General features: G+C 36.1%; 11 protein-coding genes. 7 read left to right on the top strand and 4 right to left on the bottom strand.

Annotated features, from left to right (window positions below; genetic code table 11):
* The first annotated feature begins 8 nt into the window (after positions 1-8).
* Both ACY651_RS10900 and ACY651_RS10895 read left to right on the top strand, forming a co-directional pair.
* Positions 9-1601, top strand: coding sequence for an MFS transporter (locus ACY651_RS10900; RefSeq protein ID WP_462252598.1), 1593 nt, complete (start codon positions 9-11; stop codon positions 1599-1601).
* 54 nt (positions 1602-1655) lie between these two features.
* Complete coding sequence (locus ACY651_RS10895; RefSeq protein WP_462252596.1) at positions 1656-1901, top strand: DUF6814 family protein; 246 nt, start codon at positions 1656-1658, stop codon at positions 1899-1901.
* A gap of 39 nt (positions 1902-1940) precedes the next feature.
* Here ACY651_RS10895 and ACY651_RS10890 read toward each other — a convergent pair whose 3' ends face one another.
* The gene (locus ACY651_RS10890; RefSeq protein WP_462252594.1) at positions 1941-4871 is read right to left on the bottom strand and encodes a glycoside hydrolase family 3 N-terminal domain-containing protein; all 2931 of its coding nucleotides are present in this window, start codon (positions 4869-4871) and stop codon (positions 1941-1943) included.
* 64 nt (positions 4872-4935) lie between these two features.
* Here ACY651_RS10890 and mutL point away from each other — a divergent pair, with 64 nt between their 5' ends.
* Positions 4936-6777 (top strand): DNA mismatch repair endonuclease MutL, encoded by a 1842-nt coding sequence (gene mutL, locus ACY651_RS10885; RefSeq protein ID WP_462252592.1) that lies wholly within the window; start codon positions 4936-4938, stop codon positions 6775-6777.
* Positions 6778-6877: 100 nt separating this feature from the next.
* Here the strand turns inward: mutL and ACY651_RS10880 are convergent, their stop codons facing one another.
* On the bottom strand, positions 6878-7537 hold the full coding sequence (locus ACY651_RS10880; RefSeq protein ID WP_462252590.1) for a response regulator: 660 nt from the start codon (positions 7535-7537) through the stop codon (positions 6878-6880).
* Between the two features lie 445 nt (positions 7538-7982).
* Here ACY651_RS10880 and ACY651_RS10875 point away from each other — a divergent pair, with 445 nt between their 5' ends.
* The 4 genes from ACY651_RS10875 to ACY651_RS10860 all read left to right on the top strand — a co-directional run bounded on the left by ACY651_RS10875 (position 7983) and on the right by ACY651_RS10860 (position 11250).
* Positions 7983-8969, top strand: a complete 987-nt coding sequence (locus ACY651_RS10875; RefSeq protein WP_462252588.1) for a hypothetical protein — start codon at positions 7983-7985, stop codon at positions 8967-8969.
* A 60-nt stretch (positions 8970-9029) separates the two neighbouring features.
* Positions 9030-9815, top strand: coding sequence for a hypothetical protein (locus tag ACY651_RS10870; protein WP_462252586.1), 786 nt, complete (start codon positions 9030-9032; stop codon positions 9813-9815).
* 5 nt (positions 9816-9820) lie between these two features.
* A complete protein-coding gene (locus tag ACY651_RS10865) occupies positions 9821-10339 on the top strand; it encodes a hypothetical protein (RefSeq protein WP_462252584.1) in 519 nt (172 codons plus the stop codon).
* Positions 10340-10452: 113 nt separating this feature from the next.
* On the top strand, positions 10453-11250 hold the full coding sequence (locus tag ACY651_RS10860) for a hypothetical protein (RefSeq protein WP_462252582.1): 798 nt from the start codon (positions 10453-10455) through the stop codon (positions 11248-11250).
* 353 nt (positions 11251-11603) lie between these two features.
* Here the strand turns inward: ACY651_RS10860 and ACY651_RS10855 are convergent, their stop codons facing one another.
* Positions 11604-12452, bottom strand: coding sequence for a hypothetical protein (locus ACY651_RS10855; protein ID WP_462252580.1), 849 nt, complete (start codon positions 12450-12452; stop codon positions 11604-11606).
* 141 nt (positions 12453-12593) lie between these two features.
* Complete coding sequence (locus ACY651_RS10850; RefSeq protein WP_462252578.1) at positions 12594-14552, bottom strand: PKD domain-containing protein; 1959 nt, start codon at positions 14550-14552, stop codon at positions 12594-12596.
* Between the last annotated feature and the right edge of the window lie 30 nt (positions 14553-14582).

Genomic DNA, 14582 nt, shown 5'->3' with positions numbered 1-14582 from the left:
ATTTGTTTATGATAAATGAAAATGGAACTAAAGGAATAGGTAAAGTTATTTTTTCTTCTTCGCTGGGCACATTAATTGAGTGGTACGATTTTTATATTTTTGGTATGCTGGCCAAAACTATTTCAACACAATTTTTTCCTGATGGCAATGAAACTGCAGCCCTGCTGAGTACACTCGCAATTTTTGCCGCAGGTTTTTTAGTACGGCCTTTTGGTGCATTGGTATTTGGAAGGCTGGGAGATTTGATCGGCCGCAAATATACTTTCCTGCTCACTTTAGTTTTAATGGGCGGCTCTACGTTTTTAATTGGGCTGGTGCCTTCTTATAAAGCCATTGGTATTGCAGCGCCACTATTAGTTTTATTATTAAGATTAATACAGGGTTTAGCATTAGGTGGCGAGTACGGTGGCGCCGCAACGTACGTGGCCGAACATGCACCTGCACACCGCCGTGGATATTTTACTGCATGGATACAAACTACTGCAACTTTAGGTTTGTTTGTTGCACTCGGTGTTATTATGGCGGTAAAAAATAACATGAGCGATGCCGACTTTAATAAAGAATGGGGAGGCTGGCGCTATCCTTTCTGGATTTCTATTTTGCTGGTAGGCGTTTCTATTTATATAAGATTAAAGATGAACGAAAGCCCGGTGTTTGCAAAATTAAAGGCTGAGAAAAAAACTTCTGTCAATCCGTTGAAAGAAAGTTTTGGGCACAGGTCAAATTTTAAAATGGTGCTGCTGGCTTTGTTTGGTGCAGTAATGGGGCAGGGCGTAATTTGGTACACCGGCCAATTTTATGCTCAATCTTTTTTAGAGAATACGGTGAAGATTGAGTTTATGCAAAACCGTGAAATATTATTATGGGCTATTGGATTGGCAACACCATTTTTTTTAGTGTTTGGTGCATTGAGTGATAAGATTGGCAGAAAATGGATAATGCTTACGGGGATGTTATTGGGGGTGGTTTTTTACAGGCCGATATTTGGAGAGTTGTTGAAGAGTGCGGATGCGAAGGAATGGATGGCGAAAGATGAAGGACGCCTTTATATTAAAATTGAGGGAAAAGAAAATCCATTAATACAAAAACGAGATACCATAGAGAGGAATAAGCGTGGATTTACAGAATTGCAATACTCTACAAAAACATGGGGGCTATCGTCGGGAATTAGGTTTACTGAAAACGTTGTAGATACTTTTTATTACTATGATTCAGAATCAGGATTTAATAATATGCGTTATTTAGCTCATGATAAGAACCCAACTTATAATGATAAAATATTAACCAGCCCAACAAAATGGAAATTCATCTTCCTCATTTGGGTAATGATAATTTTTGTAACCATGGTGTACGGACCGATAGCAGCTTTTTTAGTAGAACTATTTCCAACTAAAATAAGATACACCAGCATGAGCTTGCCTTACCATATTGGTAATGGTGTATTTGGTGGGCTGGTGCCTTTTATTGCAACATTGTTAACTGCAACTTTTACTGCAGATCCATTGGTGGGGTTATGGTATCCCATTGGTGTAGCCGCTTTATGTTTTGTAATTGGGGCTTTGTACTTAAGTAATAAAATTGATAAAAAAATCGATGATTAAATAATTAACCCTGAAAGGTTTTTAAAACCTTACGGGGTTAGAAAAAACATTTTTATGAACTTACTTAAAAAAATAATGGGTTTTGTATGGATGATAATTGCACCTGCGATAATTTATTTTTTAATTATGGGAGCAGTGCATAATATTGGTAATGGCACAAAAGATATTAATAAACCTATTCCGTGGATCATCATCATCACCATATTTACACCCATAGCTGTTGGCTTAATGATTTTTGGTTATTACGCTTTGAAAGGTGAGTATGATAAATTGCCGGAGAGTTCGGAAGAGTTGAATTAATATAATTTTGATTCTGAACCTCTTTATTATAAAAGCTTTTTACTTCCCCATCGCTTTATAAATCGCTTCATGAATTTTTGGCCGCACATTCATGTTCAATAATTTTCTGTTCACATCGCCGCCTTCGGGGTTAACACGGTTGCTTAAAAAAATAAAGATGAGTTTATTGGCAGGGTCGGCCCAAACACATGTGCCCGTATAACCGGTGTGGCCAAAGGTTTGCGGCGATGCTGATAAAGCGGGATAAGGCTCAGGCCTTACAGCATTATCTTTTTCGGGTTTATCAAAACCATAACCGCGGCGGCTTATTTTACTTTGGTAAGCTGTAAAAAGTGCTACGGTTTCTTTATGCAAATACTTTTTGCCGTTAAATGTGCCGCCATTTAACAACATCTGCATTATCACGCCTAAATCGTATGCATTACTAAATAAACCTGCATGGCCGGCAACGCCGCCAAACATTGATGCGCCGGGGTCGTGTACATCGCCACGCAATAATTGCTGGCGAAAATTTTTCTCTTGCTCGGTTGGTATTATCCTGTTTAATGTAAAACGATTTCGGGGCTTAAACCCTGAAGTGGTTAATCCCAATGGTGTATAAAATTCTTTTTGTACATATTCATTTAATGGCATGCCGCTAACCGCCTCTACCATCTTACCTAAAAAAATAAAATCGTTGTCGCTGTAAATATATTTTCCTGCCTGGCCTAAGTTACTTTTTAAAATACGCTGGTATAAAGTATCTCTCCAAACGTTACTCATAAATAAATTTTCTGCCACACGAATACTGAAAGAATCATTTTGTTTTGGAGCAAAATAATTTGTAAGAGGCTGGCCTGCAGAATCAATTACTTCCCTGTAAAACGGAATATAAGATACAAGGCCTGCCTGGTGCAATAAAATATCTTCTACCAGTAAATTTTCTTTGTTGCTGCCTTTTACCCAGGGCAAATAATCACCTAATTTTTTTTTCAGGTCTATTTTTCCTTCATCGTACAATTTCATTACACTAATGGTAGTAGCGCAAATTTTTGTAACCGAGGCCATATCATAAATAGATTCCAGCTGTACCGGCTCTGCCTTATCGTAAGTATAATTGCCGTAAGCTTTATGGTAGGCAATTTTTCCATTTTTAATTACCAGCACTACGCCACCGGGTGTGGCTTTTTTTTCTATGGCATCGCCAACGATAGAATCAATTACATTTAATTTAACCGGGTCAAGGCCGGCTTCGTCGGGATTTGTCCGGGGCAAAAAAAAACCTGCAGAAACTATGCCGCTTCCATATTTATAGTCATCACAAACTGTAACCGGTAATTTTCCTTTGGCAGTAATTTTTCCCTGCAATAAATCTAATGCTGTGTTTTGAACAACTGCATCATCTTCGTAACAGGCAATAATATTTTTTGCACCGCACCAATTTTTTATGGCATAAGGATTACCAAAAACGAAAGTTACCGCTGTAGTTTGCTGTTGCAATTGAGTTACTAAATCAATTGCAGATTTTGATATGCCAAAATTATTTGCCGGTACACGGCTGTAATTATGAATACCAATGACCACTTTTTTGTACCGCTTTTTTATTAACGCCACGGTACTTAAAATTCTTGCTGCATCCTGATTATAGTTAAAATAAAAAACATCCGCTTTATAATCGTTACGCATACGTTTTGCGAAAGTATTATCGCTGCTGTTGCCAACACTTATATACACTACATCTTTTGCTACAGGTTTTGCAGGTGCAGGCATTGGGAAAAATACATCGTCTGTTTTTTGTAAAACAGTCAATGCATTTTCGGCAACTAATTTTCGCATTGCAGCAACTTTACTGTTTAAATCATTGGTAAGATTATCAGTATTTATTGGTTGCAACGTTGTTAAACCGTATTGATATTTTGCCAGCAATACTTTTTTGCAATGCATTTCAATATCAGCCCAGCTAAGCTTATTGTTTTTAATCGCAGCTTTAATTTTTGCAATTGCTAAAGGCACATCGCCGGGCAAACACAGCATATCATTACCCGCAATTAAAGATTCTACCGATGCGGCACCATCAGGATAATATTTTTTAACACCCTGCATTTCCAATGCATCTGTAAAAGTTAATCCCTGAAATCCTAATTGGGTTCTTAATAAATCAGTAACATTATTTTTTGAAATGGAAGTTGGCTTGTTAGCCGTATTATCAATAGCAGGTATAGATAAATGTGCCACCATTGCACTGCCAATACCGGCATTAAAAATTTCTCTGAAGGGATATAACTCCAATGAATCCAATTGAGCCATCGTTTTATTTATCACCGGCAAATCATAATGAGAATCTACCGCTACATCACCATGGCCGGGAAAATGTTTGGCGCAAGCCATCACGCCATTATCCTGCATGCCTTTCATGTATTGAATGCCAAACAGCGCCACTTTATATTTGTCTTCGCCAAAACTCCTGTCGTTAATTACAGGATTGTTGGGATTATTATTTACATCCACCACCGGTGCATAATTCACCTGAAGGCCTACACGCTTGCATTGTTCTGCTACAATTTTTCCATACTCATACACAATGTTTGCATCTTGCATGGCACCCAGCATCATTTGCCTGGGCAGCGGCAGCACACTGTCAATCATTCGCATCCCCACACCCCATTCTGCATCAATACACATCAGCAGCGGCGTTTTTGCCTGCGCCTGTAATGCATTAATAATATTGGCCTGCTTAACCGGGCTGCCCTGAAAAACACAAATACCACCCACATTATATTGTTTAACTAAATCTGATACTTGCTTATCGTAAAATATAGCCGTTTTTGTGGTAGCATTATAGGCCGACAAACGCACTACCATTAATTGAGCAATCCGTTCCTCATCCGATAGTGTTTTGTAAACACTGTCGGCCCAAATTTGAGCCGGGCTATTTTGACTGAAAGATTTTGCTGATATAAAAAAAAGGGTTGCTATTAAGAATTTCCTCATAATCCTTTAAAAAATTTTATAGTGAAAAGTATATGTTATTTTTGAAGTTCTAAATTACAGGATTTTGCCCGATATCATTCAATTATTACCCGATAACATTGCCAATCAAATTGCAGCTGGTGAAGTAATTCAGCGGCCAGCCAGTGCTGTAAAAGAATTGTTGGAAAATGCCGTAGATGCAGGAGCCGATGAAATAAAACTCATTATAAACGATGCAGGAAAATCTTTAATACAGGTTATAGATAATGGCAAAGGCATGAGTGAAACTGATGCCCGTATGGCTTTTGAGCGGCACGCCACTTCTAAAATAAGTAATATAGAAGATCTGTTTCGAATAAAAACAATGGGTTTTAGGGGAGAAGCATTAGCCAGCATAGCAGCCGTAGCGCAGGTTGAATTAAAAACAAAAAGAGCCGAAGACGAAACCGGTGTTTATCTTGAAATAGAAAACAGTATTGTAAAAAAACAAGAACCTGTTGCTGCACCGCTTGGTACCAGCATTGCCATGAAAAATTTATTTTTCAATGTGCCGGCACGGAGAAATTTTTTAAAAAGCAACCCTGCAGAGTTAAGGCATATAGTTGATGAATTTATAAGAGTCGCTATGGCTTTTCCGGAAGTCTTCTTTTCGTTGAGCAGTAATGGCCAACAGGTGTTTCATTTAGAGAAGGGTACATTAAAACAACGTATTGTTCAAATTTTGGGTAATAATTACAGTGCCAAATTAGTAAGTGTACAGGAGCAAACTGATTACATGAATATTTTTGGTTTTGTGGGTAAACCCGAAACGGCCAAAAAAACAAGAGGCGATCAATATTTTTTTGTGAACAGCCGTTTTATAAAAAGTGCTTACCTCAATCATGCAGTGATGAATGCTTTTGATGCGATGATCGCTAAAGATAGTTTTCCGATGTACACTTTATTTATTGATCTGGATCCGTCGCAATTAGATATTAATGTACACCCCACTAAACAGGAAATAAAATTTGAAGATGAAAAAATTGTGTATGCTTTTGTGCAGAGTGCGGTAAAGCATGCACTGGCGCAATTCAGCATTACGCCTACTTTAGATTTTGACCTGGATATTTCTATTCAGCAATCAGATGCGGTAAGCAAACCTTTTACCGATGAAAAAAAATCTACTGCAGCATCTTCTTCTTTATACAGCACCTTTACCAAAAAAAATCAATCGCATTTTATTGAAAGTAAAAGTGAGTTAAAGCATTGGAAAAGTTTTTATGAAAAAAGTACAGACGACAGGCAACAGACCACTGACATCGGGCAACATACAATAGGCAGCGCTCAGCAAACACTGCACTCCACTAACGACCAACGACCAACTACAGATGATCTTTCTCAGCTTCACAACAGTTACATTGTTGCACAAACCAATAAAGGTTATTTTTTAATTCATCAGCAAAATGCTCATGAACGTATTTTGTACGAACAATTTGTTACTGCTGTAGATGGTAAGCCCATTGCTGCACAGCGCAGTTTATTTCCGGCGGCTTTAGAACTTTCTGTTACAGATGCTGTGTTATTAAACGAGTTGCTGCCCGATTTAAATCATTTAGGTTATTTATTAGAACCATTTGGTAATAACACTTTTGTTATACAGGGCTCACCGGCAGATGTAACCGATGGCAACGAAAAAGTAGCAGTAGAAAAAATGCTGGAGCAATACAAACATTTCAGCAACGATTTAAAATACAGTAAACGGGAAAAATTATTGCGTTCGATGGCATTACAGCAATCTATTAAAGCAGGAACTTCTTTAACAGATAAAGAAATAAAAGTGCTGGTGCAAAATTTATTTGATTGCGCTACGCCTAATATTACACCCAACGGTAAGCCAACTTATTTAGAATTTAAAAAAGAAGAGCTGGATAAAATGTTTGGGAGGTAGCCTGGTAACAGGCAACATTTTAAAAACGACTAACTGCTTTGAACAAGGTTAAAGAAAAATTAAATTGACATCATTCCATAAAGTATCAGATAGTCAAAGGCTAAACAACTAATCCTTTTTCATAAGCCATAATGGCTAATCCTGTTCGGCTTTTACACTCAAATTTTTCAAAAAGACTATTTCGCATATATTCGGTATGCCTCTCAGTTATATCCATTTCATCTGCAATTTCTTTGTATGTTTTTTCTGTACAAAGCAATTTTAAAAAAATAACTTCTTTGTCTGTTATATCATCTTTATTAAAATGCGTGCCTGTACGTAGCGCCTTTTCAACCATTTTAGATGCCGTATGATCAGAAAAAAAATATCCTGTTTGTACAATTTGAGTAATTGCTTTTTTTAGTCGTATTATATCATCATTTTTATTTACAAAACCCCGTGCCCCCAATTTTATCAATTGGCAAACCATTTCCGAACTGTTATAAGCAGAAAGCCCCATTAATTTTATTGCAGGATACTTTTCTTTTAGAGCTTTCATGGTTTCATATCCGTTCATTTCTGGCATTGCAATATCAATCAACGCCACATCCGGCAGATTATTATTATTTAATTTATCAAGCAACTGGTGGCCATTTGCAGCCTGTATTATTACTTTAAAATCATCCCAGGTATTTATTTGTGCACAAATAGCTTCTCTAAATAAAATATGGTCATCTGCAACAGCTAACCTTATCAAGTTGTTATTAAGTGAAAATTGCATGTTTTTGGTTTAGGGTTTCAGAAAAAATAAAACAACAAAGTTTGAATAACGTATGGATTTATCCGTGTATATTTTTCTAGGGGTGATTATTAAGTTATTAACAATGTGTAACTATTTAGTGATTTGTCACGTGAATATATTGTAAATTATTGTTTCGAAATTGTGATTTTTCACATACATTTAGTAACAAAATATCTCATCTTTATAGTATACAATGCTCTTTGATGTTTTGTTTGGCAAAAACTTAACTTTTTCTTCCCGATACTTAAATTTAAATCTGGTAAATTTCACATTTTAATTTTGTGAAAATAACACCAGATTTTGTGAAAACCTACTTTTTTTCGGCTTACGGGCACAGGTATATTTGTTTATCATTGGCCAATGAGCCGGGTAAGCCAAAAACCGGAATTATAAAAAGAGTAGGCACAATAATTAAAGTATAGCCATGAAAAAGTTTAAAATTCTTTTTTTAGCAGCAGCAAGTTTTCTTATTTCAAATATTTCTTTTGCGCAAACACCTACCGCTAATGGAAATGTTATGATTTTTAATGGAGTTGTTGCCTATGAGTCATTTACTGAAAATGAAAATACCTGGTTAAGCCTTAGAAATGTTGCAGTGCAAAGCAGCACACTAACCACTATGGCTGAACAAGAGAGCCTAACGCCATTAAATGCAGACACTTTATACCCCGATTTTTTGAAAGAGGTATTAAATATTGACCAAATATTTCAAATTGGTACTTATCTTATTAAAATTGATGAGATAAACAACAGAGGCCTTATGATTAATGCAGGTAATGCCAACGCTTATTCCGACCTGGTAAATAATAATTTATCTGCAAGCGGGATGATGGTATTGGATGGCGACGAAGATTTTGGACTGGAATTATTAGAAGCATTGGAGAATAATACTATAACACCAGTAGATTACCAAAATTCATTAACTGCAGAAAGGAGATGCAGCGGAGCAAGAAGGCAAACTCAAAAAGATATACCTACATGGATTACAACTAATGAAGAATGCCCCGGAAATGTAACATTAGGCAGAACCTATGGCATGGATGATAAACTGGTGTATCAAAAGTTTATTTTTTATTTTTCGCTGCAATCAAAAATTAGAAGTGTGTGGCGCTGTACCTATGGGGGAAGCTGGACTCTTGCTGAAATTTATAACTTAGTTGATTTAAAGCTTATTGGTACGGTAAAATACAGGAGGCGTTGCGCTGCTGAAGTAAATAAAGCAGAAACCCTTGAGGAAGGTTATTTTAGCGGTGGTAATGGAATACTAAACTGGCGGCCATATAGTGGTGGAAGATCATTATCTCACTACGATTTTAATGTAGATTTTGGTATTAGAGTTGCAACGGATAGAAATCCTAATCCGCCTCCATACTTTTTTCCACATCCCTACAGAATAGTATCGGGATATTAATAAAATTACCGGTATAACTCTTTGTTTAATTAAAGAGTTATACCGGCATTTAAATTGATTATGAAAAAAATATTTCTTTTGCTTAATTTTTTTTTAGCATTTGGTGCATATGCACAAAAATTATATAGTTTAATAAGCCTTACTGCACCTTTTAATGGCATAAGCTATGCACCAGGACATAATAATAAGGAGTTTAAGCCAAGTATTGCAAAAATAAATGGCAGCTGGCGTATTGATGTATTTTATAAAGCAAAAAAAATAACACACAAATTTTCAATAGAGCAACAACCAATTGGTTATTATTTTAAACTGATTGATAAGTTTTATATACAAGCAACCAGCTTGCAATTGTTAAGTTTTAATTATTCTAAAAATGGCCGAACAATTGACCATTTAATTTTTAGTTATGCTTTACAAAAAAATGGAAAATTTAAAAAAGGATTTCTATTTAACTCAAAAATACTTTTTAATTACTCAGCTGGCTTAGGCGTAAGCTTAAACAGAAGTAAAACTTATTATCAGATGCAATTTGCTAATTCTTCTGGAGGTATAGCTACAACAGATTCTTATGCTGGTTATTATGCCGATCATTACCGGGATGGCTTTGGGGTATTTTTAAGAGGCACTGGCGGTTTTGATATTTTTAATAAAAAGGGAAAAAGAAAACTTTGCTTTAACGTTTTTTATAATCAAGGGCTAAAAGATATGGCGCATTTTGATATCAATTATCAATATGGTTATTATAATGATCCAGCACGACAAGTTGATGTACCAAAGCAAGTACTACGCACCCGGGGTACAAATTTTGGGTTTAGTCTGGGAGTGCCAATAAAGATAAAAAAATAATTATTATGAAAATGTTTGTAATTGTTTTAAGTAGTATGTTTTTTATTACGACCACTGTATTTAGCCAAAAAAATACATTCTCTATAGGCGCAGGGCCAACAGTTGGTTTTGCCTTAAGTAATCAAAATCATAATTATTATTATAAAAATGCTGTGGGTGGAACAGTACAGGCAAATTACAGTGTAACAAAACTGGGTACAATTACTGCTACAGTTTCTTACTTATCTATTGGCGCAAAAAATCAACCCGTTACTAAAACATCACTTACACAAATAAAAGCAGGGTATAAAACAGGGTTTTTAAATTCTGGTTTTTTTGCTGCCGCAGATGCTGGCATATCTGGTTATGATAAAGGCTTAAACAATTTTGTTTTTAGCGTAGCAGCAGGTTATTCATTTAAAGTTTCATCATCTTCCTATATCGATTTATTTCCCGCTTACAGTGTTATTGCCGGTACACCAAATAACAATATGTGGCTTACTGCAAATGCTTTATTCCGTTTTAAACTTCAAAAAAAGAAATAGAAGTTTTCTACCTGTTACATCTTTTGTTACCAAAATTTTTTTGTTTTGTTTGGTACTTTTATTTCCTTATTATGCAAAAAATTTTGTCAATATTATTTTGGCTACTACCTTTTATGTGTAAAGCACAGGTAAAAGATAGTGTGTTATTTGCAAAAGAAAGTATGGTGATTGGCGCAAATGGCCCATCGGCAAAATCAGATAAGACTGATACGTATAAGCCTGAAATTTTTACATCCGGATTTATTGATATTATTAATAACGGACAAGTAAATGCTTCGGCACGTTTTATAAGGTTATACATTGGAGAGCCTGGCAGGTTTGCAATTCCACTTTCTTTATATGGTGGTGTAAGCAATAATAACTTTCAAAATCAAAATACAGGGGGGCAGTTATTAAAAAGTAACGACCATTTGGTTAACCAGTATATTAATCCATTAAGTGGCTTAATAAACATTAGTATTGATGGTACTGTATATTTTAAAAAAACTCAAAAAATTACTAAAACAGGTTTACTCTATCATTTTGGCGAAAGAGTATTAACCGGTATAAGAGTTGGACAAATTACAAACACACAAACCGGCAAGCCAGTTAATTTTGTAAATAGTTTTAGCACAGCAGGCTTATATTTTCAAACCGGAGCATGGGAGCGTAACAATGCAAAAAATGTTGGAATATTTTGGCTAGTAGCCCGTTACCATTTTACTTATTCAAATTCAAAACAAATTAAAGAGTTTTTGCCCGATGTAAAAACTAATGGCGTTTACACTGGTTATTCAATAGGCTTTGGTGTAGAAATAAACAACCTTGTAAACTTAAAAGCTATTTATTACAAATACATTAAAGCACCCGAAATAGGATATGGGTTACCTATTTACCAGTTTTCATTTAACTATGCTTTGAATAAAAATTAAATTACTCCGGCGTCTGTATTCTGCTTCGTTCCTCGCCGCCGAGTGTGTCTTTGAACAGCGGCGTAAAAAATAGTAAAGATGATTTTAAGATACTGAAACATTATTCCGTAAATTGAAAGCGTGGCTCGTAATACCCGCTTGTCACGAGAAAAAGCGGTAGTAATAGAAAAATGCTTTAAATTAAATGTTGGATGGGAACACTCACAACGGCTTAGAGATTTAAAAAAGGCTAGCTGGATAAAATGTTTGGGAGGTAAAACCCCCTCTGCCCCCTCCCGATAAAAATCGGGATAAATTACGGTGGAACTTGGTCTCGGCTATTTTATAAACCTTTTCAAAAATAGGAGAGTATTTTATTTATCAATAGAAACTGTTGTATTGACAGGCTCAGACTTTTTTTCTTCTTGTAAAAAAAATAAAAGCTTGCTCAGCATTTCTCCGTATTGTGCAGTTTTACCATGCTGCGTTTCAATATTTATATAGCGCTTGTTTAGTTCGCCGTAATACACACTTAACGAACCATCTTTGTTTACTTTTTCATTATCCTGTAAAATACTGTTGTAACCCAGCGTACTCATTTTGTTAAACAATATTTCATCGGTGGTAAGTGCAATATCATCTATATCTTGCCAGTTATCTGCATAAACTTGTTTAGCATCATGTTGCCTTTTACCACCATGCTGATAAGTCTTTACAGAAAAATCGCCATCGGTGTTATTATGCAGTGCCACAATGCAGGAAATGGTATCAGGAATTAATTGTAATAATTGCGCTGCAAACTTTTCTACTTCAATTACAGCGAGTGGATTTTTTTTTCCGGTGGCTTTAAGGGTACCATCAATGCCAGTTCTCGAAAATATCCTGTTGGGGTCAAATGTATATACCACACCTTTAAACGGGAAACTTATATTGCGTTGAGCATTGTTTTCAATCTTAATTAATATGCCGCCTTTTTGTTCTAAAACTGTACGTGCTGCTTTTACTGCCGTTACTTCATCATCATGTAAATTAATGCAGCAGGTGGTAACCAGTTGGCCATACTGAATTACTTTAAGAGAAATATTTTTATCCCCTAGTTTATGAAGGATAGTTTTTTCTGTTGGAGTAAATGCTGCAGGCGCAGGCCCGCTGCAAATAATTGCCGGTTTTTTTATTGCGAATGCAGCAGTGGTAATTGAAAGTAATATTGCCAGCCCGTTCATCAGGATGTAAAATTTGCTTCAAATATATCTATTAATTTTCTATTGTCTGCATATAACGGCTGTTATCCACGTGCTGTTCAAAAAAAAATCCTGCAACAATTAAGCTGCAGGATCTTTTTTCTATCATCATGAAACCAGAAGTTATAATTTATTAAACCTTGCATAACATATCTTGCCACCATACTTTACTTTAATGGTGTACAACCCGGGCACTAAATCATTTACATTAATGGTAACTAAATTATTACCTGCCACGCCCTGTAAATGTTTTTCTTTTACCAGTACATTAAGTGTATTATAAATATAAGCATCAATTGCACCCGCCTGTGGTAAAAATACATTTACATTTATAAGATTGGTAGTAGGGTTGGGGTATGCCTGTAACTCACACACTGAATTAACTACATGCTCTATACGAATTACCTGGCAATACTCTTTTACGCAGCCACCCAGTGTAATTGCTTTTAAACAAACCCTGTAAAAACCTGTATCATTAAATACGTATGCCGGGTTATTTTGGTGCAGTATTACAGGAGGTGTTGTTGCAGGCGATAATTTTGTTATCGTCCAGGTTTGATCAAGTATGGGAAAGTTACTGTTGGCATGAAAATATATTTTATTGGGTACCAGCGGATCTCTCTGGTAAACATAACTAACATTAATACTGTCGCAGTTTATTTGTGGCAGCACCCTTATTTCCTTACATGTTGTAGAAGCACAATTTGGGCCACGCCATGCTGTTAGGCAGGCAACATATATGCCTGGTTGTGCATAACGGTGCGTTGCAATCGGGTCGTGGCTGCCGGTACCATCACCAAACGTCCAGGTATAAACAATATCATTGCTGATATAATCCGGTACAAATTTATATTTGTGGTTATCATTGCTGAATTTTTCAAATTTAAATTTAGAAAGGTCTTTACAGTTAGGTGCAGGTTGCGGAATAACAATAGTATCGCATTTTTCTTTTACACAATTTGGTGCCGTTTGCACAGTAAGGCATACCCTGTACATGCCGGGTTGTGCATATTCATGTACTGCATTCCATGTGCCTGCAAATGTGCCATCGCCAAAACTCCATTTAGCAATAGCGTTGGTTGTGATTACTGCAGTTAAATTAGTGAAATGCACTTTACGTGGATTAAGCGAATCCCGGTGCATGCTGAAGTTTACAGGTATGTTGCAAGGCGATTGTACAATAACAGTTTTGCAAATTTCTTTTACGCATGGTGGTGTTCCGGCTGAATTAACAGCTTTCTTTATGCGGATGCACACTACATAAATTCCGCCCTGTGCATAATTATGAGTAGGATTAGCTACATTAGGGTCGCCCTGTAAACCATTAACGCTGGTGCCGTCACCAAATGTCCATCTAACAGAATCAGCTGCAATAACAGGCGTACTTAAATTAGTAAACTTTATTCTTAATGGATGTGATGGGTCAGGTTGAGCACTGAAGTTAGCGACAAGGTTGCAAGGTTGAGTTACAATAACAGTTTTACAAATTTCGCTTACACATGGAGGTGTGCCTGCAGCACTTTTTTTCTTAACACGGATACAAACATTGTAAAACCCTGCATTGGGATATACATGAGTTGGCGTTGAAAGAGAGCCTACCAAACCATTTATAACCGGCGAGCCGTCACCAAAATTCCATCTGATAGAATCACCTGGTTCAACCGGGATAGATTTATTTTGAAAATGTATTGTATTCCAGTTAGTAGAATCTGCATGCCATATAAAATAAGCCTGCAGGTTACAAGGAGTTGTTAGCTGAATTGTAATTTGCTTTATAACAGTATCCCTGCAAACTTCAATACCATTTGGATTTATTTTAGAGATAATATGTTTTACAGCAAACACTCCACTGGAATTATAAGTATGAACAGGAAGTGGAATAGCTGCAGTGCCACCATCACCAAAACTCCATTGATGAAATGTGTTTATAGAATCTCCAATAACAACAGGTGTAAATTTTACTGTGGTGTTGCTGGTAAATTGAAAGCTAAAATCGGCATTGCAGTTAGTGCCGGGTTGCGCTGTGGATGTAAAACTAAATGCTGTGAGTACAAGCAGCAAAAGGGTAATAATTTTTTTCATAACAAACATTTTAGATTAAAGGTTAAATTG

The organism is Ferruginibacter sp. (assembly GCF_031391665.1).
Taxonomy (GTDB): Bacteria; Bacteroidota; Bacteroidia; order Chitinophagales; family Chitinophagaceae; genus Ferruginibacter.
This window is presented reverse-complemented; position numbering and strand designations above follow the sequence as displayed.

Excerpts from the sequence above, each read along its gene's own strand:
- ACY651_RS10900 (WP_462252598.1), top strand. The coding sequence starts at position 9 with ATGATAAATGAAAATGGAACTAAAGGAATAGGTAAAGTTATTTTTTCT.
- ACY651_RS10895 (WP_462252596.1), top strand. The coding sequence starts at position 1,656 with ATGAACTTACTTAAAAAAATAATGGGTTTTGTATGGATGATAATTGCA.
- ACY651_RS10890 (WP_462252594.1), bottom strand. The coding sequence starts at position 4,871 with ATGAGGAAATTCTTAATAGCAACCCTTTTTTTTATATCAGCAAAATCT.
- ACY651_RS10880 (WP_462252590.1), bottom strand. The coding sequence starts at position 7,537 with ATGCAATTTTCACTTAATAACAACTTGATAAGGTTAGCTGTTGCAGAT.
- ACY651_RS10875 (WP_462252588.1), top strand. The coding sequence starts at position 7,983 with ATGAAAAAGTTTAAAATTCTTTTTTTAGCAGCAGCAAGTTTTCTTATT.
- ACY651_RS10870 (WP_462252586.1), top strand. The coding sequence starts at position 9,030 with ATGAAAAAAATATTTCTTTTGCTTAATTTTTTTTTAGCATTTGGTGCA.
- ACY651_RS10865 (WP_462252584.1), top strand. The coding sequence starts at position 9,821 with ATGAAAATGTTTGTAATTGTTTTAAGTAGTATGTTTTTTATTACGACC.
- ACY651_RS10860 (WP_462252582.1), top strand. The coding sequence starts at position 10,453 with ATGTGTAAAGCACAGGTAAAAGATAGTGTGTTATTTGCAAAAGAAAGT.
- ACY651_RS10855 (WP_462252580.1), bottom strand. The coding sequence starts at position 12,452 with ATGAACGGGCTGGCAATATTACTTTCAATTACCACTGCTGCATTCGCA.
- ACY651_RS10850 (WP_462252578.1), bottom strand. The coding sequence starts at position 14,552 with ATGAAAAAAATTATTACCCTTTTGCTGCTTGTACTCACAGCATTTAGT.